The 18,435-nt window shown below is 59.6% G+C and carries 18 protein-coding genes; 13 read left to right on the top strand and 5 right to left on the bottom strand.

Going from position 1 to position 18,435, the window contains the following annotated elements; translation table 11 throughout:
• Positions 1–107 precede the first annotated feature (107 nt).
• Positions 108–1,289, bottom strand: coding sequence for a phosphoglycerate kinase (locus N6L24_RS04395; protein ID WP_271843416.1), 1,182 nt, complete (start codon positions 1,287–1,289; stop codon positions 108–110).
• A gap of 128 nt (positions 1,290–1,417) precedes the next feature.
• Between N6L24_RS04395 and N6L24_RS04390 the strand changes: the two genes are divergently transcribed.
• The 6 genes from N6L24_RS04390 to N6L24_RS04365 all read left to right on the top strand — a co-directional run bounded on the left by N6L24_RS04390 (position 1,418) and on the right by N6L24_RS04365 (position 5,301).
• Complete coding sequence (locus N6L24_RS04390; RefSeq protein ID WP_271843415.1) at positions 1,418–1,927, top strand: peptidylprolyl isomerase; 510 nt, start codon at positions 1,418–1,420, stop codon at positions 1,925–1,927.
• Entirely contained in the window at positions 1,917–2,468 is a 552-nt protein-coding gene (locus N6L24_RS04385) for a peptidylprolyl isomerase (RefSeq protein WP_271843414.1), read from the top strand. The genes N6L24_RS04390 and N6L24_RS04385 overlap by 11 nt, the downstream gene beginning before the upstream one ends.
• A gap of 109 nt (positions 2,469–2,577) precedes the next feature.
• Positions 2,578–3,567, top strand: coding sequence for a DUF3179 domain-containing protein (locus N6L24_RS04380; RefSeq protein ID WP_271843413.1), 990 nt, complete (start codon positions 2,578–2,580; stop codon positions 3,565–3,567).
• A gap of 93 nt (positions 3,568–3,660) precedes the next feature.
• Positions 3,661–4,671 carry a glutathione S-transferase C-terminal domain-containing protein gene (locus N6L24_RS04375; protein ID WP_271843412.1) on the top strand — a complete coding sequence of 337 codons (1,011 nt, stop codon included), beginning with the start codon at positions 3,661–3,663 and terminating at the stop codon, positions 4,669–4,671.
• Between the two features lie 70 nt (positions 4,672–4,741).
• Positions 4,742–5,173, top strand: coding sequence for a hypothetical protein (locus N6L24_RS04370; protein WP_271843411.1), 432 nt, complete (start codon positions 4,742–4,744; stop codon positions 5,171–5,173).
• The gene (locus N6L24_RS04365) at positions 5,170–5,301 is read left to right on the top strand and encodes a hypothetical protein (RefSeq protein WP_271843410.1); all 132 of its coding nucleotides are present in this window, start codon (positions 5,170–5,172) and stop codon (positions 5,299–5,301) included. Before N6L24_RS04370 ends, N6L24_RS04365 begins: the two co-directional genes overlap by 4 nt.
• Before the next feature lie 80 nt (positions 5,302–5,381).
• On the opposite strand, the gene N6L24_RS04360 is transcribed toward N6L24_RS04365, so the two are convergent.
• The 4 genes from N6L24_RS04360 to N6L24_RS04345 form a co-directional block, all read right to left on the bottom strand.
• Positions 5,382–5,858: a bactofilin family protein gene (locus N6L24_RS04360; protein WP_271843409.1), complete on the bottom strand. Its 477-nt coding sequence runs from the start codon at positions 5,856–5,858 to the stop codon at positions 5,382–5,384.
• Positions 5,848–7,161, bottom strand: a complete 1,314-nt coding sequence (locus N6L24_RS04355) for a M23 family metallopeptidase (protein ID WP_271843408.1) — start codon at positions 7,159–7,161, stop codon at positions 5,848–5,850. The genes N6L24_RS04360 and N6L24_RS04355 overlap by 11 nt, the downstream gene beginning before the upstream one ends.
• A 170-nt stretch (positions 7,162–7,331) precedes the next feature.
• The gene (locus tag N6L24_RS04350; RefSeq protein WP_271843407.1) at positions 7,332–8,162 is read right to left on the bottom strand and encodes a ferritin-like domain-containing protein; all 831 of its coding nucleotides are present in this window, start codon (positions 8,160–8,162) and stop codon (positions 7,332–7,334) included.
• On the bottom strand, positions 8,159–8,626 hold the full coding sequence (locus N6L24_RS04345; protein WP_271843406.1) for a peroxiredoxin: 468 nt from the start codon (positions 8,624–8,626) through the stop codon (positions 8,159–8,161). The genes N6L24_RS04350 and N6L24_RS04345 overlap by 4 nt, the downstream gene beginning before the upstream one ends.
• A gap of 89 nt (positions 8,627–8,715) precedes the next feature.
• Between N6L24_RS04345 and N6L24_RS04340 the strand changes: the two genes are divergently transcribed.
• The 7 genes from N6L24_RS04340 to N6L24_RS04310 all read left to right on the top strand — a co-directional run bounded on the left by N6L24_RS04340 (position 8,716) and on the right by N6L24_RS04310 (position 18,289).
• A complete protein-coding gene (locus N6L24_RS04340) occupies positions 8,716–12,096 on the top strand; it encodes a YhdP family protein (RefSeq protein WP_271843405.1) in 3,381 nt (1,126 codons plus the stop codon).
• Positions 12,097–12,127: 31 nt separating this feature from the next.
• Positions 12,128–13,174, top strand: a complete 1,047-nt coding sequence (gene queA / locus N6L24_RS04335) for a tRNA preQ1(34) S-adenosylmethionine ribosyltransferase-isomerase QueA (protein ID WP_271843404.1) — start codon at positions 12,128–12,130, stop codon at positions 13,172–13,174.
• 79 nt (positions 13,175–13,253) lie between these two features.
• On the top strand, positions 13,254–14,543 hold the full coding sequence (locus N6L24_RS04330) for an MFS transporter (RefSeq protein WP_271843403.1): 1,290 nt from the start codon (positions 13,254–13,256) through the stop codon (positions 14,541–14,543).
• A 114-nt stretch (positions 14,544–14,657) separates the two neighbouring features.
• Positions 14,658–15,239, top strand: a complete 582-nt coding sequence (locus N6L24_RS04325; RefSeq protein ID WP_271843402.1) for a DUF924 family protein — start codon at positions 14,658–14,660, stop codon at positions 15,237–15,239.
• 142 nt (positions 15,240–15,381) lie between these two features.
• Complete coding sequence (gene lpdA, locus N6L24_RS04320; RefSeq protein WP_271843401.1) at positions 15,382–16,776, top strand: dihydrolipoyl dehydrogenase; 1,395 nt, start codon at positions 15,382–15,384, stop codon at positions 16,774–16,776.
• 17 nt (positions 16,777–16,793) lie between these two features.
• Positions 16,794–17,354, top strand: coding sequence for a methyltransferase domain-containing protein (locus tag N6L24_RS04315; protein ID WP_271843400.1), 561 nt, complete (start codon positions 16,794–16,796; stop codon positions 17,352–17,354).
• A 161-nt stretch (positions 17,355–17,515) separates the two neighbouring features.
• Positions 17,516–18,289 carry a hypothetical protein gene (locus N6L24_RS04310; RefSeq protein ID WP_271843399.1) on the top strand — a complete coding sequence of 258 codons (774 nt, stop codon included), beginning with the start codon at positions 17,516–17,518 and terminating at the stop codon, positions 18,287–18,289.
• The last annotated feature ends 146 nt before the right edge of the window (positions 18,290–18,435 follow it).

Raw genomic sequence — 18,435 nt, 5'->3', positions numbered from 1 at the left:
CGCTCTTCTCATATGCGAGCGAAACTCTCCTTGCAATGCATGTAGCGCTAACAATTCGCCGGACTGTGTGTTTCCGGCTAAATCATACGCAGCTGCCGGGGCTTGGCTTAAGATTGATCCAATGCCGCAACGCCGGGCAGGGTTTTGCCTTCCATCCACTCCAGGAAGGCACCGCCCGCCGTGGAGATATAGGTAAAGCTCTCGGCCGCGCCCGACCCATTCAGCGCGGCAACCGTGTCACCGCCGCCTGCAACAGAAATCAATTTGCCCGCTTTGGACAGCGCAGCCGCTTTCTGCGCGGCGGCATCGGTTGCGGCGTTAAAGGGCGGAATTTCAAAAGCGCCCAGTGGCCCGTTCCAGATCAGGGTTTTTGCGCCCTCAAAGGTGGCGGCGATCTTTTCAACGGTTTTGGGACCCGCATCCAGAATCATTTTGTCTGCAGGGCAGGCGTCAGCAGGCACAACTTCGTTGGCGGCACCGGCGGCAAATTCACCCGCAACTACAACATCGACGGGCAGGATAATTTCGCAATCGGCGGTCTTCGCCTTTTCCAAGATCTCCTGCGCGGTGCCGGTCATCTCGTGTTCACACAGCGATTTGCCCACATCAATGCCCTGCGCGGCCAAGAAAGTATTGGCCATGCCGCCGCCGATCACCAGATGATCGACCTTGTCCAGCAGGTTGCCCAGCAGCTCCAGCTTGGTGGACACTTTCGCGCCGCCGACAATGGCGACAACCGGGCGCTCGGGTTGGGACAATGCGCTTTCCAGCGCCGAGAGTTCCGCCTGCATCAAACGGCCCGCGCAGTTTGGCATCAGCTCTGCCACCCCGGTGGTGGAGGCATGGGCCCGGTGCGCGGCAGAAAAGGCATCGTTGCAGAAGACATCGCCAAGCGTTGACAGAAAGCCCGCCATTTGCGGATCATTGGCCTCTTCCATCGGGCTAAAGCGGGTGTTTTCGATCAGCACCACGGCATCCTGCGGCAGGCCAAAGATTTCATCGTGGCTGGGCCGCTCGATAAAGGTCACATCGGTGCCAAAGGCGCTTTGCAGCGCGGGCACCAGGGGTTTCAGCGACATTTCCGGCACCGGCTTGCCTTTGGGGCGGCCAAAATGCGCCAGCAGGATCGGCGTGCCGCCCATGGCCAGGATATCTTTGACGGTGGGCACGATGCGCTCGATCCGGGTGGCATCGGTGACAACGCCGTTTTCCATGGGCACATTGATATCTACCCGCACCAAGACACGCTTGCCGTTCAGATCCATGTCATCCAGGGTTTTCCAGGCCATTTGTCGCTCTCCTAAAGGTCTTTTGTCACCTGTTGCATAAAGCAATGGACCCATAGGTCAATGCTGGCCTTGGCATTCGGTGATTGCAGCACTACTTTGCCCCCAAATATGACAACGAGGAGCCCGAAATGGCCGATATCAAAGATCCCGAAAACACCATCCTGATGGAACTGAAAGACGGCACTGTCGTGATCGAACTGTTGCCGGATGTCGCCCCCGGCCATGCCGACCGGATGAAAGAGCTGGCGCGCTCGGGCCAATATGACAATGTGGCGTTTCACCGTGTGATTGACGGTTTCATGGCGCAGACCGGCGATGTGGCCAATGGCAACATGGAAAAAGATTTCAACATCCGCCTGGCGGGCACCGGCGGCTCTGATCTGCCAAACCTGAAAGCAGAATTCTCCAAACTGCCGCATGATCGTGGCACCCTGGGCGCGGCACGCTCGCAAATGCCAGATTCTGCCAACAGCCAGTTCTTTATCAACTTCAAGGACAACCACTTCCTGAACGGGCAATACACTGTCTATGGCCGCGTGATTTCCGGTATGGAACATGTCGACGCCATCACCCGTGGTGAGCCGCCTGCGAACCCGGATCGCATGATCTCTGTTAAGGTGGCCGCCGATGTTGCGTAAGCTTGCCATTCTTGCGAGCCTTGCGGCCAGCCCCGCGCTGGCCACAGGGATCGAGATCGCGGTTGAGGGAGAGGGCGCTAATGGCACCATCAAGATCGACCTCTTGGAAGATGTCGCGCCCAACCATGTGGAGCGGATCACCACGCTGGCGGCGCAGGGGGCCTATGACAACGTGGTGTTTCACCGCGTGATCGACGGGTTCATGGCGCAGACTGGCGATGTGGAATATGGCACATTGGGCAGCGATATGCGGCGCGCCGGTACAGGCGGATCGGCCTTTCCGGATCTTGAGCAAGAGTTTTCGGATGTGCCCTATGAGCGCGGCGTTGTCGGCATGGCCCGCAGCAACAATCCGGATTCTGCCAACAGCCAATTTTTCATCATGTTTGAGCCGGGCTATTTCCTGAATGGGCAATATACCGTGGTCGGCAAAGTGACCGAAGGGCTTGACGTGCTGGATGCGATCAAGCGCGGCGATCCGCGCTCCGGCGCTGTCACCGGCCAGCCTGATGTGATGAAAACCGTGACCGTGACCGAGTAATTCTTGGTCACATCACCGTGTGCGGGGCTATGCAACGGCCCCGCATCTGCGCATCCTTTTTCCAAATGTTTTGCCCCCGGGCGAAACCTCTGGAAAATCGGAGTGCGCCATGAGTTTTTTTAGATCACCACCTATCGTTCGTTTCGCGGTGACAGCGGCCTTGTGCCTCTCTGTGACCGTTGCGGCGGCCAATCCGAAATCCTGGGCGCGCGAATGGCCTGACACGGATTTCAGCAATAGCCTGATCAGCGATTGGGCTGAGATCCTTTCAGGCGGCCCACCCAAAGATGGCATTCCGGCGCTGGATGATCCCGGCTTTATCAAGGTCGCTGATGAGGCCCGCATTGGCGGGCGTGAACCTGTGATCACGGTTGAGATCGATGGCGCAACCCCGCGGGCCTATCCGATCCGCTATCTGACCTGGCATGAGATCGTGAATGATACCGTGGGCGGCGTGCCCGTCGCGGTGACGTTTTGCCCACTGTGCAATTCCGGCATCACCTTTGACCGGCGCACCTCGGCAGGGGTGCTCAGCTTTGGTGTCTCCGGCAAACTGCGCAATTCAGACATGGTGATGTATGACCGGCAGACCGAAAGCTGGTGGCAACAGGCGATTGGCACCGCCATTGTCGGCAAGTTGGCAGGGATGGAACTGAAAACCCTGCCGACATGGATGGAAAGCTGGGATGAATTCAAAGCCCGCAACCCCGAGGGGCTGGTGATGGCGGAACCACGCTATAACCGCAGCTATGGGGCCAACCCGTACCGGGGCTATGACACATCGCGCAAACCCTTCCTGTATAGCGGAGAAATGCCGCCGCATGGCATTTCGCCACTGGCGCGGGTGGTGCGCGTCGGCGATCGCGCTTGGCCGCTTGAGCGGCTGCGCAGCGCCGAAGTTGTGAGCGAAGCCGGCGTGACCATTTCCTGGGTGCCGGGGCAGGCTTCGGCGCTTGATGCGGGCAATATCGCCAAATCGCGCGACGTGGGCAGCATCCGGGTGCGCGATGCACAGGGGCGCGATGTGGCCCATGATGTGATGTTCGCCTTTGCCTATCATGCCTTTTGGCCCGATGGGGAATGGATGCTGGGCGGGTAGGTCATCAGTCCACCGCGCAGGTCCTGTGCTGCTGCGCGGGCTGGCGCTGCTGGGCCAAGCGGGTAGGGTATGCTCTGAGAACAGGAGCCTGCCATGACCGACACCTCAGTTGAAGAATCCCAGAGCAACGCCGCCGCGCGCCGCGCCAAAGGCGAATTCGTGCGCGGTGTCAGCGGGTTTCGCGCCGCTATTGGAAGCGCGGAATTTCCAGCAGAGCCGGGGCGTTATCATCTTTTCGTGGCGCTCAATTGCCCGTGGTGTCACCGCGTGACCTTGGCGCGCAGCGTCTTGGGGCTTCACGCCAGCATTTCCATGGATGTGGTTTTCCCCAGCCGCACAGATCAAGACGACCCGGCTGGCCCCAACCTCTGGCAGTTCGCGCCCACGCGCCGCGCCACGCTGACCGGCGCAGCCTTGCCGGAATGCACATTGGAAACGGCGACAGGCAAAGGGCACCGTCTGATCAAAGAAATCTACGCTGCCGAGGGGGCAGATGAAGGTTCAGTGCCCGTGCTCTATGACAAGAAGGCCGGGCGCATCGTGAACAATGAAAGCGCCGAAATCCTGCGGATGCTGGGGCAGAATGCCGCTGCGCTTGGCGGCGCGGCTGAGGTGGATCTTTACCCCGATGATGCCACGCTGCGCGCCGAGATCGACGCGCTGAACGCTGAGATCTACACCGACATCAACAACGGGGCCTATAAGGCGGGGTTCTCGTCGGACCAATCGGTCTATGCGGCGGCGTTTCAGGCTTATTTTGACCGGCTGGCCCAGCTTGAGGCGCGGCTGGCGGCTGACAATCGCCCGTTTCTGTGCGGAGATCACTTTACCGAGGCCGACTTGCGGCTCTTCCCGACGCTCTATCGGCATGATCCGGTATACTATCTGCGCATGAAGCTGAACGGCGCGCGCATCTTGGATTACCCGTATCTCTGGCGTTGGCTCTGCCGCGTCTATGCGCTACCCGGCGTGCGCGCCGCCAGCGCCATGAACCATTGCCGACAAGGATACTTTGGCCGCAGCTGGAACAACGTCATCCCTCTGGGGCCATTTGTACCGATGGCATATCCAGAGGCTTATGAACATCCAGAACTGGCAGGGTAAGGCCCCGCGTGGCGAAAACACCGCAATTTTGCTATACTGCCGCTCTGCACAGATGAGGGGGGAGGCGTCTATGGCAAGCTATTCCGTGGCGCATTATGTGTCTGATCTGCGCGCGATTGTCGCACAGGAAACTGAGATCAGCGCGATCACAGAACGGATCAAACCGCTGGCGCTGCGGCTGGCCTCTGATCCCGGCTGGTTTCAGGACAAATACCGCTACACCGACCCGGAACAAGGCGTCGGCCTGCATCTGTTGCACGAAGAAGACAACCACGATCTGGCGGTCTTTGCGATTGCTTGGGCCCCGGGCAAAGGCGTGCCGGCCCATAATCACAAAACCTGTGCCGTGGTGGCGGGCATCGAAGGGCAGGAGCATGAGACCAGCTATCAGCGTCTGGATGACGGATCGCGCCCCGGCTTTGCCGATCTGAAAAAACCCACGCTGAAACGCTCTATCCCGGCACGGCTGTATGCTGTCAGCCCGAGGATATTCACAGCGTGATCAACAACGGTCGCGACGTTGCCGTTTCGCTGCACACCTATGGGCGGCACCTCAACCACACGGGCCGCTCGACGTTTGACGTCGCGGCGAAAACCGAGACGCCCTTTGTAATCAAAGTCGAAGAGTAGGAAGCTTGAGGGTGAGACAAACCCGACAAACAAAAAAGGCTCCGCGCTGCGGAGCCTTTGGGGTGTTCTGAACCGGCGGTTTATTCCGCGGCAGTTTTGGGTTTGTTGGCCAGCGGGTCGTCTTGACGCTGCACGGAGCCTTCAAAATGTGCACCGCTTTCGATGGCGATGGTTTTGTGGATGATGTCGCCCTCAACACGCGCGGTGGAGGTCAGGCGCACCTTAAGGCCACGCACGCGGCCCACGATGCGGCCGTTGATCACAACGTCATCGGCGATCACTTCGCCTTTGATGGTGGCGGTCTCGCCAATGGTCAGCAGATGCGCGCGGATGTCGCCCTCGACGGTGCCTTCAACCTGAATGTCACCGGTGGTCTTCATATTGCCCTGCACGTGCAGATCCGAAGACAGGATGGAGGCCGGTGGCTTTGCCTTAGGCGCGGTTGGGGTCATGTCTGCTCCTTTAGGGGCTGCTGGTTTCGCAGCTTCTGGGGCAGCCGGTTTCGCTGAATCTGCGGCCTTTGGACCGGGCTCATTGATTTTGCTTTTAGAAAACATTGCGTGCAGCCTTGATAAATGTCATCGGATCGACGGCCTTGCCGTTCACGCGGATCTCATAGTGCAGATGCGTGCCAGTAGACCGTCCAGAATTGCCCATATCACCAATATGTTCCCCGCGCGAGACCCTTTGGCCAACCTTTACGCGGATTTTTGCCAGATGGGCATATCGGGTCTCAATGCCATTGGCGTGGCGGATGGTGATCAGGCGACCATAGCCCGAGCCCCAATCTGCCTTTGTCACCACGCCATCGGCGGTGGAATAGATCTTTGTCCCATGCGGGCCGGCGAAATCCGCCCCTTTGTGCATCCGGCCCCAGCGCATGCCAAAACCGCTGGTATAGCGCACCGAAGACTTCACAGGATTGGCAAAGGGCACGATCTGGGCGGCGATGCGGTACATGTTCAGCCGGTCCAGCTCGTTCAGCAGCCCATTGGCGCGTGCCTCATCCAGCGACAGCGTCCCGCCCGAGGTGGAAATGGACAGCGGCAGCGATGGGCCGCCCTGACCATTGTAGCCGCGGCGCACCTCGTTCAGCAGCGATTGGGTCGACAGGCCGGCCTGGGCAAACATTTTTTCCAGCGGCTCGACCGAAACGGTCATCGCATCTTCGAGCTGGCGGAAGATCTGGTCGTTCTTCTCTTCGAGCAGCTTCAGCTCCAGCTCCATCTCTTCGGCATGGGTCAGGGCGCTCTGCGCCTGCGCGAACATGGCGTCGCGTTCCTGCGCGGTTTCGGACAGGGCCGCAACCAAGGTCTGCATGCCATCCTGATCCAGCTGGCCGATCTGCGCTGCCGCCGTGCTGTCGCCACTGGCGGCGGCTTCGGCGCTGGCCAGCGCGGTGCGCGCGGTGTCGCGTTCTTTCATCGCGCGCCGCAGCGTGGATTGAATGACGTCAATGCCGGTCTCAAGTTCGCGTCGGCGCGTTTCGGAGGCCAGCAGTTCGGATTGCATTTTCGAAATCTGATCCAGCGCGGCATTGAACCGCTGCTGGGCGGCCAGCGCCTCGGCAGAGCGGGCGTCGCGCTCTTCGGAAATTTCATTCAGACGGATTTGATAGGTTTCCTGATCGCGCTTGGCTTGATCGCGGAAATTGCCCGATCCGATGCTGTCCATCGCCAGAATGGCGGTGGCGATGATCGACCAGGCGACCAGAAAACTGCCCGCCAGAAAGGCAATCGCCTGCGTTTCCGGCTTCAGCCTGATAAAGCGCGCATCGTTTTCAGATCGGAGAAATAGTCGCCGCTCCGGAAAAAAGCGTTCCAGAAGCGCATGTGTCTTAATTGCCAGACGTGTCCGCACAGCCCGTCCCTTGTTATCCCTGCCTGCGCCGCAATATGTCCCCTCCGGCGCTTGGGGGTTCTTACCCAGCACAATGTTTCAGGGCAAGGAATTTACCGAAAAGCGCCCAAATGGGCGGCAAATACATACAAAAATCGGCATTTATTTGCCGCTCTGGGTGTCAAATGCCGCTATTTGCTGCGATTCCGGTGCGGGGTTTCATCCGCAAGCGGCCAGTAAAAATCGGGTGGCAGACCGGCCTCGGCGCGTTTCTCTTCGTTGAAGGGCGGCTTGAGCCCGCCGTGAAAATAGGTCCGCACCAGACGATGAAACACCTCTTTGGGGTCCAGATCATGCCGCCCGCAGAGAAAGTGAAACCATTTTGAGCCATAGGCAACATGGCCGACCTCTTCGGCATAGATAACCTCAAGCGCATCGACGACCGAGCTGAGCTTGGCTTTCTTAAAGATGTCGATCATGCCGGGGGTGACATCTAGGCCGCGGGCCTCAAGCACCATGGGCACCACCGCAAGGCGGCCCATGAAATCCTCTGCCGTGTCTTCGGCCGCGCGCCACATGCCGGCATGGGCGGGCAAATCGCCGTAAAAACTGCCCAGTTCCTCTAGGCAGTCGCTGACCAGGTTGAAATGTTTGCTTTCCTCATCGGCGGCCTTGACCCAATCGTCGTAGAACCCGATCGGCATTTTGACGTCAGCAAACCGCGCGATGATATCCCAGTGCAAATCCACCGCGTTGAGTTCGATATGGGCCACAGCGTGCAAAAGCGCGATCTGTCCCTGCGGGCTGCCGGGGCGGCGGCGCGGTACATCACGGGGCGAAAGCAATTCAGGTTTTTCCGGGCGCGCCGGGCGCAGGGGCGGTGTTGCCTGACCCACCGGCAGGGTTTCGCCTGCCGCGCGGGCCGCAAACCATGTGGCGGCATGCTGGCGCGACAGGGCGGTTTTGGCGCGCCCATCTGCGGTCGTCAGCACCTCTACCGCCATTTGAGCCAGCGTGCTCATGCGCAAAGCGCCCGCGCCGCGCTCAGCACCTCGTCAACGTGGCCGGGGACTTTCACCTTGCGCCAGATCTGCGCGATCTTGCCCGCCCCGTCGATCAGCACGGTGGTGCGCTCAATGCCCATAAAGGTCTTGCCGTACATTTTCTTTTCTTTCCAGACGCCATAAGCCTCACAGGTGCTGCCATGTTCGTCAGACAAAAGCGGCACACCCAGCCCCTGTTTGTCGCGGAATTTTGCATGGGACAGCAGGCTGTCTTTGGAGATGCCGAACACCTTGACGCCAAGCGCCTCAAATTCTGCAGCGGCAGCAGTGAAATCCTGCGCCTCGGTGGTGCAGCCCTTGGTGTTGTCGCGCGGGTAGAAAAACAGCACAACCGGCGCAGGCGCGAGGGCCGACAGGCGGATCTCATCGCCATCGGTTTCGGGCAGGGTGAAATCGGGGGCATTTTCGCCGGGCTTCAGCATGACAACTCCTTGGGCTTTTCGTTCCTTGCCTATATGCTGGCGCGCAGGACGCAACAAGAATCCGTGACGCAGGCGACACTGCCACCCCCATGACCGACAAGAGCGAGCAGCCCCCCACCGCGCCAGACAGCCCGGCGCGCCAGAGCGCACAGCCAGAAACGGCTGGCAATGCGCCGCGCCGCAAACGGCGCGCGGCGGCACGCGGCGTGCTGTATCTGGCGGCGCTTTTGTGCTTTCTCGCGGTGATGACCGTTGCCGGGCTTGGATATGCTGTGGGGCGCAGTTTTCAACTGCCGGGCTGGGTGACAGATTATGCCGAAGCGCGGTTTTCCGAGGCGTTGCCCGGCGCGAGTCTCAGCTTTGAGCGGATGACGCTGCATATCGAAAAGGAATGGCACCCGCGCATTCGGCTGGACCGGGTGCGCCTGAGACCGGAAAATGGCAGCCCGCCCATTGGCTTTTCCGAAGTTGAAACAACACTGTCCTATCGGCGGCTGATCCAGCGGCAGGTTGCGCCGCGCAACATTCGTGTCAGCGGTGTGTTCCTGCAGGCCCATCGTGATCCCGCAGGGCAGATCGATGTGGCGCTTGGCGGGCCGGATCAGGAATTTGGCGCGGGGGCCAGCCTGGATCAGCTGGTGCAACAGATCGACAGCTGGTTGCTTTTGCCGCAGTTTGAGCGTCTGGGCGCTGTGCGCGTGGATGGCGTGACCATCCAGTTTGATGATTTGCGGGCGCGCCGCAGCTGGACGGTGGATGGCGGGCTGATGGCGCTGGCGCGTCAGGATGATCAGCTGAGCATCACATCGGATTTCGCGCTGCTGGGCGGGCGGGCCTATGCCTCAACGTTGCGGATGCGCTATGAAAGCACGCTGGGGGATCCGGCGGCGCAGTTTGCCATCAATGTCGAGGATGTCGCCTCAGAAGATATCGCGTCGCAATCCCCGGCGCTGGCCTGGCTTGATCTGCTACGCGCGCCGATTTCGGGCGCAATGCGCTTTGCCATCGAAGAGACCGGCACGCTCGGGCCGCTCAGCGCCTCGTTGCAGATCGATGCAGGCGTGTTTCAACCGGGTGAGGGGCTGACCCCTGTGCCCTTTGAGGCGGCGCGCAGCTATTTCACCTATCTGCCCGCCAGCCAGACGCTGCGGTTTGACGAACTGTCGCTGATCACCGATTGGGGCACGGCCCGCGCCGAGGGCAAGGCGCATTTGCTTCCTGCTGAGAATGGGCTCCCCAATGAGCTGATCGCGCAATTCACTCTGACGGAACTCTCGGGCAATCCGGCGGGTCTGTTTCAGGAGCCGCTGGCAATCGACCAGATGTCGGCCGACATCAAATTGCAGCTTGATCCTTTTGAGCTGACCATCGGGCAGGCGCTGGTGCAGGATCAGGGGCAGGCATTGCTGCTGGATGGCACTGTGCGCGCTGACTCCGGCGATTGGTCTGTGGCGCTGAACGCGCATATGGATGCGCTTGATGCGCGCCGTGTTGTCGATTGGTGGCCAGAGCGGGCCAAGCCCAAGACCCGCACCTGGATCAATGACAACATCTTTGCCGGTCGGCTGCATGACATCAATCTGGCGCTGCGCACGCGGGCAGGCAGCAAACCGGATCTATACCTTGATTTCCAATTTGACGGCGCAGAGGTGCGCTATGCCAAGACCCTGCCGCTGATCAAAGGCGGGAGTGGGCTTGCGGTGCTGGAAGGGCCGCGCTTTGCGGTGCTGGCCCATGGCGGCGAGGTGATCCCGCCCAAAGGCGGCGCGATTGATATCACCGACACGCGCTTTGTCATCCCCGACACCGGTGCCAAACCGACCATGGGCGAGGTGGATTTGCGGCTTGGCGGCACCGTGACCTCGGTTCTGAGCCTGTTGGATCAGGCGCCGCTGAATTTCCTGAGCAAGGCCAATCTGCCGGTGGATCTGGCAGACGGGCGCGCCAATGTGCGCGGCGCGCTGGCGCTGCCTTTGGTCAAGGGACTCAAGGTTGCAGAGGTCGATTTTGATATCGCAGCAACGCTGAATGATGTGCGCAGCACGCATTTTGTCCCCGGCAAGCTGCTGTCAGCCCCGCGGCTGGACGTGCGCGCCGCAGGCGACCGGCTGACGATTTCCGGCGCAGGGCGTCTGGGCGCGGTGCCCTTTAACGGCGAGGTGGTGGCCGGGTTGCGGCCCGAGGCGGGGCTGGTGCCCACGGTCGCAGGCCGGGTGGAGCTGAGCGAACGGTTTGTGGATGAATTCAACATTGGTCTCTCGCGCGAGTTGGTGCAGGGGCAGGGGCAAGGGCAGTTTACGCTGCGGTTCCCCAAAGATGCGCCCGGCACTTTCGAAGTCACCTCGGATTTGACCGGGATCGCCATGGGCCTGCCGGATATCGGCTGGCGCAAGGGGGGGGCGACATCGGGTGATCTGCGCGTGGCGGGGGCCTTTACCAAACCCCTGAGCATCACCACGCTGACGTTGGACACACCGGGATTGGCGGCGAGCGGTGGTCTGACGCTGAAACCCAGCGGCGGGCTTGAGGTGGTGACATTGGAAAGCCTGCGCATCGGCGATTGGTTTACCGGCGGTGCGCGGCTGATCGGACGCGGCTCCGCCCGGCCCGAAGTGGCCCTGACCGGCGGGCGACTGGATCTGGCGCGGGTGCCAGAGGGGCGTGGCGGCGCCGGCAGTGGCGCTGGCGGCCCCAGCGACAGCGCGCCGATCAGCGCGGTGCTTGATCGCGTGGTGATCTCAGAGGGGATTTCGCTGACAGATTTCCGGGGCAGCTTTTCCACCATCGGCGGCTTTAACGGGCAGTTCAGCGCTGCTGTGAACGGCGCGGCGCGCATCAATGGCGTTGTGGTGCCCGCCCAGGGGCGCAGCGCGGTGCGGGTGCAATCTGAGGACGCGGGCGGCACATTTCGCGCCGCAGGTGTGATGAAACAAACTTATGGCGGCACGCTGGATTTGACGCTGCAACCGGGGGCCGCCGCAGGGCAATTTGACGGGCGGTTGAATGCGCGCAATGTGCGCATCAAGGACGCCCCGGCCATGGCCGAACTGCTGAATGCGATCAGCGTCGTAGGCCTGCTTGAGCAGCTAGGCGGCGATGGCATTCTCTTTGGCGAAATCGATGCGGCCTTTACGCTGAGCCCCGAGGCGGTGCGCGTTGCGCAAAGCAGCGCAGTGGGCACCTCCATGGGCCTGTCCATGGATGGCGTTTACGATCTGCGCGCGGGCCAATTTGACATGCAGGGCGTCATTTCGCCGGTCTATGTGCTGAACGTCGTGGGCCGCCCGATTGCGCGCAAGGGCGAGGGGCTTTTTGGTTTTAACTATCGGCTCAGCGGCACCTCTGAGGATCCGCAGGTGCGGGTCAACCCGCTGTCGATCTTGACGCCGGGCATCCTGCGGGACATTTTCCGCCGCCCGGCTGCGCCAAGCCCGGTTGATTCCGCCCCGGCGGGCAATGATGACAATTGATGCAAAGGGCCCCTGAGGGCAGAAATTCACCATGCACCTATCCGATTTTGATTTTGACCTGCCCGAGCATCTGATTGCGACGCGCCCGGCGGTGCCGCGCACCTCGGCTAAACTGCTGGTGGCCACGCCAGAGGCGATCACCGACAGCCATGTTTATGATATCACAGCGTTTCTGCGCCCCGGCGACCGGCTGGTGCTGAATGATACCAAGGTCATTCCCGCGCGTCTCAGCGGGCATCGCCACCGCGACACCGCGCAGGGGCCGCAGCAGGCCAAGATCGAAGTCACCCTGCTGGAGCCGCGCGCAGGCGGGCAGTGGGGCGCGCTGATCAAGCCGTTGAAAAAGGTGCAGGAAGGCGAAGAAATTGTCTTTGCCGAAGGGTTCTCTGCACGGCTTATCGAAAAGGTCGACGGGCAGGGCGTGGTGCAGTTTGACCTGGAAGGCGAAGATTTTGACGCCGCGCTGCAGGCCGCCGGGGCCATGCCGCTGCCGCCTTATATTGCCGCCAAACGCGCGGCGGATGAACAGGACAAGACCGACTATCAGACGGTTTTTGCCAAACATTCCGGCGCAGTGGCCGCGCCAACTGCCTCGCTGCATTTTGACGATGCGCTGCTCAAGACGCTGGCTGAAATGGGCGTGACCTTCAGCCATGTGACCCTACATGTGGGGGCGGGCACCTTTCTGCCGGTGAAGGTTGAGGATGTCACAACCCACAAGATGCACGCCGAATGGGGGCGCGTCGATGATAAGGCGGCCGCTGAGATCGCCGCCACCAAAGCCGCCGGTGGCCGGGTGATTCCGGTGGGCACCACGGCGCTGCGTCTGATCGAAAGCGCCGCGCGCGACGGCGGCATCGCGCCATGGGAAGGGGAGACGGATATCTTTATCTATCCCGGGTTCCGCTTTCAGGTGGCAGATGCGCTGATGACCAATTTCCACCTGCCCAAATCCACGCTGATGATGCTGGTCTCGGCATTGATGGGCCAAGATCGGATGCGCGAAATTTACGCGCATGCCATTGCACACAAATATCGGTTCTTTTCTTATGGTGACAGTTCGCTTTTGATCCCCTAAACGCCAAAAGGAACAGGCGCGAGTCGCATGTTTTTGTGCGGTTTTAGGATGCGCGCCACAGTGTGCGAAGGGACATGGTATGGGTCAGTTTGTTTCCGGTTCCTGGGCACTTTTGCTTGGGATCATGCTGCTGATGGTCGGCAACGGCGTGCAGGGCACCTTGCTGGGTATTCGTGGTGAGATCGAAGGGTTTTCCACCTTTGAGATGTCCATCGTGATGTCGGCCTATTTTGTCGGCTTTTTGGGCGGCTCCAAACTCACGCCCGAAATGATTCGCCGTGTCGGCCATGTGCGGGTCTTTGCGGCGCTGGCCTCGGTCATTTCGGCGGTTCTGGTGCTCTACCCTGTGGCGGCCAATCCCTGGGTCTGGATTTTTGCCCGTGTGCTGATCGGCTTTAGCTTTTCCGGCGTTTACGTGACGGCCGAAAGCTGGCTGAACAATGCGGCCACCAATGAAACCCGCGGCACCGCGCTGTCGATTTATATGCTGGTGCAGATGATCGGCATCATCGCCGCGCAGGGCATTCTGATGCTGAGCGACCCTTCGGGTTTTGCGATCTTTGTGATCCCCTCGATCCTGGTTTCGTTGGCGGTGACGCCAATTTTGCTCTCGGTCTCGCCGACGCCGGCCTTTGAAAGCTCCAAATCCATGCCGCTACGCAAACTCTGGCGCACGTCGCCGCTCGGGGTGTTCGGGGTGTTTTTGCTGGGGGGTGTCTTTGCCGCGCAATTTGGTATGTCGGCGGTCTTTGGCACCGCTACCGGATTGAGCGTGTCGCAGATTTCGATCTTTGTCGCGTCGTTCTATGTGGGCGCGACAATCTCACAATTCCCGCTCGGCTGGCTGTCAGACCGGATGGATCGACGGCTGTTGATTACCATGGTGGCGGCTGTCGGGGTGGCCGGGGGACTGTTGGGGATGGTGCCCATCGACAGCTTCTGGCTCTTGGTGACATCAGCGCTGTTCCTGGGGGGCACGGCAAATCCGCTTTATTCCATCCTCATTGCTCACACCAATGACTTTGTTGAGATCGACGATCTGCCCGGCGTGTCCGGCGGCCTGATTTTCGTCAATGGGCTTGGGGCGATCGCCGGGCCTGTGGTGATTGGTGCGCTGATGTCGCGTTTTGGGCCGAACTCGTTCTTTGGCTTTATGGCCGCGGTGCTGGGCACGCTGACGCTATATGCCGTCTATCGTGCAACCCGTCGCGCCGCGCCGGCAGTGGATGACACCATCAGCCTGACGCCAGTCACCCAATCGGCCACGCCCGTGGTCTGGGACGCCGCGCAGGAAATGGCGCAGATCGAAGCGGAAGAAGCCGCAGAAGCCAGCGATCTGGCAGCGGAAGAGGCAATGCTGAAAAATTGAACATCGAAAGCCAGCGAGAGCAACATGTCGGAAATGTTGCACTTTTTGACTTCGCTTTACGCCAAGGGTTGCGTAACATTTTTGTAAATCATGTCACCAAAAAGGAAAAGGGCAATGGCAGGGCCTGATGACGTATTGAAATTCTGGCTTGATGAAGTCGAGCCGCGTGATTGGTATGTTGCCAATGACGAGTTGGATATGACGCTGAGAGAGCGGTTCATGCCGACATGGCAGCGCGCGATGAAAGGCGGGCTTGGCCATTGGCTGACTTACCCAAGTGGCACCTTGGCTTATATCATTTTACTGGATCAGTTCTCGCGCAATATGTTCCGGGGCAGCGACAAATCCTTTGCCGGTGATCGCCGGGCTTTGGCCGCCGCCAAGATGGCGATTGATCACAAATTTGATCTGAAAATCGACGAACCGGCGCGGGCGTTTTTCTACATGCCGTTGATGCATTCGGAAAACCTCTGCGATCAGGAACGCTGTGTACGCCTGATCATCGACCGGCTGCCCGAAGGGCAGGCGGGGCAGTTGATTCATGCGCGGGCCCACCGCGAGGTGATCCGCAAATTTGGCCGCTTCCCTTATCGCAATGACGCGCTGGACCGTAAATCCTCGCCCACGGAAATGGCCTATGTCGCTGATGGCGGCTATGGCAGCACCGTGCGCGCGCTGCAGGCCGCACACGCCTGACCACAGCCCCAAATGACAGCTTTGCGGCCCGCCCCTGTGGCGGGCCCAGTGCTGTCTGCCCGCGCGCGCTGATGCAAAAGCGGATTGCACTTCGCGGTGAGCGCCTTAAGGTTCATGCCAATAAACCTAGTGGGAGGGACCTATGGCGGCGCAATCCTTTGACATGATCGTAATCGGTGCAGGGCCGGGGGGCTATGTGGCGGCGATCCGGGGCGCGCAATTGGGGCTGAAGGTCGCCATTGTCGAACGCGAACATATGGGCGGCATCTGCCTGAACTGGGGCTGCATTCCCACGAAAGCCTTGCTGCGGTCTTCCGAAGTGTTTCACTTGATGAACCACGCAAAGGACTATGGGCTGAGTGCCGACAATATTTCCTATGATCTGGATGCGGTGGTCAAACGCTCGCGCGGGGTGGCGAAACAGCTGAATTCCGGCATTGGCCATCTGATGAAGAAAAACAAAGTCACCACCTTCATGGGGGCGGCCAGCCTGCCAGCCAAAGGCAAGGTCAGCGTCAAAACGGATAAGGGCAGTGAAGAGCTGAGCGCGAAACATATCGTTGTCGCCACCGGGGCCCGCGCGCGTGAATTGCCAGGGCTTGAGGCGGACGGAAAACGTGTCTGGACCTACAAGCACGCGCTGCAACCCCCGCATATGCCCAAAAAGCTGCTGGTGATCGGCTCCGGCGCGATTGGCATTGAATTTGCCAGCTTTTACAACACTTTGGGCGCTGAGACGATCGTTGTCGAAGTCATGGATCGCATTCTGCCGGTTGAGGATGCTGAGATCGCGGGCTTTGCCAAGAAAGCCTTTGCCAAACAGGGCATGACCATCATGGAAAAAGCCATGGTCAAGCAGCTGGATCGCGGCAAAGACAAGGTAACAGCGCATATCGAAATGGGCGGCAAAGTGCAGAAACAGGATTTTGACACCGTCATTTCCGCGGTGGGGATTGTCGGCAATGTCGAAGGTTTTGGGCTGGAAGAGCTGGGCGTGAAAATCGATCGCACCCATGTGGTGACAGATGACTATTGCCGCACCGGCGTTGAGGGCGTCTATGCCATTGGCGATATCGCGGGCGCGCCCTGGCTCGCCCACAAAGCCAGCCACGAGGGCGTGATGGTGGCCGAGCTGATCGCCGGGCAAAAACCGCATCCGGTGAAACCGGAAAGCATCGCAGGCTGCACCTATTGCCATCCGCAGATCGCCTCGGTTGGGATGACCGAGGCCAAGGCCAAAGAGGCCGGCTATGACATCAAGGTTGGCCGCTTTCCGTTCATTGGCAACGGCAAGGCCATCGCCTTGGGCGAACCCGAGGGCATGGTGAAAACGGTGTTTGACGCCAAGACCGGCGAGCTTTTGGGCGCGCATATGGTCGGGGCAGAGGTGACGGAAATGATCCAGGGCTATGTCGTGGGGCGCACGCTGGAAACCACCGAGGCCGAGCTGATGGAAACCGTCTTCCCGCACCCAACGCTGAGCGAAATGATGCACGAAAGCGTGCTGGATGCGTTTGATCGCGCAATCCATATTTAGATAGGAATATCAAAACCATGATCAGCCTGAACCGGGTCATGATGAACCGCCGCAGCCGTAAGATCCTGTCCAATATCGGGGTGGAGGATATGGATGTGGCTGAGATTTCTGGCCGTTGGGGCAAAAGCCTCAATCCGAAATCCTATGTGCAATATATGTACCCCGGTCATGACATCTGTGACGGCCCGGTACGCTATGCCAATGGCGAGGTGCTGAAATACGATCTGATCCTGGCCAATCAGGTCTGGAGCCATCTGGACCGCCCCTATAAGGCGACGCAGAATGTGCTCGAGATGCTGCGCCCGGGCGGTTATTTCTGGCTGGCGGTGCCGTTTTTCATGCCCTACCACCCTGCGCCGCAGGATTGCACGCGCTGGTCCGCACGCGGGTTGCGCAACCTGCTGATCGAGGCGGGCTTTCCGGAAAACGACATCCAGGCGGCACAATGGGGTAATCGCGCAGCGGCCAAGCGCAACCTCGAGGACAAATGGCCGCCGGAATACGACCCAAAAACCGACTCGCTGGAACATGACCCCGATTTTCCCATCGTCGCCTGGGCCTTGGCGCGGAAGGCTTAGGGTTGAAACGAAAAAGGCTCATCCCGATAGGATGAGCCTTTCTTCATTAGGCGGGGGGTCCGTCACCGCAAAGCGGCGCTGCCGACCTGATCCCCTGCCTTTCAATTTTATATTTAGCAATTTCGAGTAATCATTACAAGCATCAAAGAATTTGGACACACATGGATTACATCGATTTCATTTCTGCCGAACGTCTGAAAACTTATTTAGATCATACGGATAGCCAAAAGAAAGCGATTGCGCTGCACAATCACACTTTGCAACTTGCGGCCTCTCTCATGTCGATGATTGCCTTGCTCGAACTGTCGCTGCGCAACACCACCAATCAGAGGCTCAGCTATGATTTTGGCGATTTTGATTGGCTTCTTCCCGGGCATACGGCCTTGCCTTTGTTGCCGCGAGAGCAGAAAGCGATCAGCACTGCGACCAGCCAAGCGCAAAAGGCAGCCTATTCCAAGCTGAGCTATAAAGAAAAAGCAGAGCTTGACACAAAAGCCTTTCCGAATGGAGTGCCCGCCGAATTGGCACATAAGAACATTGTCAAAAAACGACAGGCTTTGTTCGTTGTTTCGCACGGTCAAATCATTTCGCAGACCACGTTTTCATTTTGGAAGCGCCTCTATTCGAGTGAGTATGAAACGGATCTTTGGAAACGGTCCTTAAAGAAAGTGTTTCCGAACAAATCGCTGCGACGTGGCGATATTTCCCGGGCATTGGAAGTGATTTATGCCGCGCGGAACCGCGTCGCGCATCATGAGCCGGTCTATGGCGCAAGGCTGGATGAGACCATGCGGGCGCTTTCGTTCATTCGGGATGCCTTAGGGGCTAAAAAGGACGAGAATAACTCCAGCTTTCAGCGATTCTCGCGGGTGCAATATCTTCGGCTGCGCATGGATTACGAAAGTTTCGTTGAGGCCTGGGATACGTTGACCTAAATCGAAATAAGTCCACCCCGCGGTCCGGGCGCAGGCAGTCTTACTTCCTCACTGACAGAAACCGTCAGCAGCGCGCGATATATTTACGTGTTCACATTTTGTTCACTATTTCCTATTGGAGACTCGCGCCCGCTCCCCTATTTGTA

This window comes from Cognatishimia sp. SS12 (assembly GCF_028369055.1).
GTDB lineage: Bacteria > Pseudomonadota > Alphaproteobacteria > Rhodobacterales > Rhodobacteraceae > Cognatishimia.
Note: the sequence above shows the minus strand (reverse complement) of the source record. Positions and strands in the feature narration are given on the sequence as shown.

What these genes read in the sequence shown, in the direction of transcription:
- N6L24_RS04390 (WP_271843415.1), top strand. Translation starts at nt 1,418, where the DNA reads ATGGCCGATATCAAAGATCCCGAAAACACCATCCTGATGGAACTGAAA.
- N6L24_RS04375 (WP_271843412.1), top strand. Translation starts at nt 3,661, where the DNA reads ATGACCGACACCTCAGTTGAAGAATCCCAGAGCAACGCCGCCGCGCGC.
- N6L24_RS04370 (WP_271843411.1), top strand. Translation starts at nt 4,742, where the DNA reads ATGGCAAGCTATTCCGTGGCGCATTATGTGTCTGATCTGCGCGCGATT.
- N6L24_RS04345 (WP_271843406.1), bottom strand. Translation starts at nt 8,626, where the DNA reads ATGCTGAAGCCCGGCGAAAATGCCCCCGATTTCACCCTGCCCGAAACC.
- N6L24_RS04330 (WP_271843403.1), top strand. Translation starts at nt 13,254, where the DNA reads ATGGGTCAGTTTGTTTCCGGTTCCTGGGCACTTTTGCTTGGGATCATG.
- N6L24_RS04385 (WP_271843414.1), top strand. Translation starts at nt 1,917, where the DNA reads ATGTTGCGTAAGCTTGCCATTCTTGCGAGCCTTGCGGCCAGCCCCGCG.
- N6L24_RS04380 (WP_271843413.1), top strand. Translation starts at nt 2,578, where the DNA reads ATGAGTTTTTTTAGATCACCACCTATCGTTCGTTTCGCGGTGACAGCG.
- N6L24_RS04315 (WP_271843400.1), top strand. Translation starts at nt 16,794, where the DNA reads ATGATCAGCCTGAACCGGGTCATGATGAACCGCCGCAGCCGTAAGATC.
- N6L24_RS04310 (WP_271843399.1), top strand. Translation starts at nt 17,516, where the DNA reads ATGGATTACATCGATTTCATTTCTGCCGAACGTCTGAAAACTTATTTA.
- N6L24_RS04350 (WP_271843407.1), bottom strand. Translation starts at nt 8,162, where the DNA reads ATGAGCACGCTGGCTCAAATGGCGGTAGAGGTGCTGACGACCGCAGAT.
- N6L24_RS04360 (WP_271843409.1), bottom strand. Translation starts at nt 5,858, where the DNA reads ATGTTTTCTAAAAGCAAAATCAATGAGCCCGGTCCAAAGGCCGCAGAT.
- queA (WP_271843404.1), top strand. Translation starts at nt 12,128, where the DNA reads ATGCACCTATCCGATTTTGATTTTGACCTGCCCGAGCATCTGATTGCG.
- lpdA (WP_271843401.1), top strand. Translation starts at nt 15,382, where the DNA reads ATGGCGGCGCAATCCTTTGACATGATCGTAATCGGTGCAGGGCCGGGG.
- N6L24_RS04395 (WP_271843416.1), bottom strand. Translation starts at nt 1,289, where the DNA reads ATGGCCTGGAAAACCCTGGATGACATGGATCTGAACGGCAAGCGTGTC.
- N6L24_RS04340 (WP_271843405.1), top strand. Translation starts at nt 8,716, where the DNA reads ATGACCGACAAGAGCGAGCAGCCCCCCACCGCGCCAGACAGCCCGGCG.
- N6L24_RS04325 (WP_271843402.1), top strand. Translation starts at nt 14,658, where the DNA reads ATGGCAGGGCCTGATGACGTATTGAAATTCTGGCTTGATGAAGTCGAG.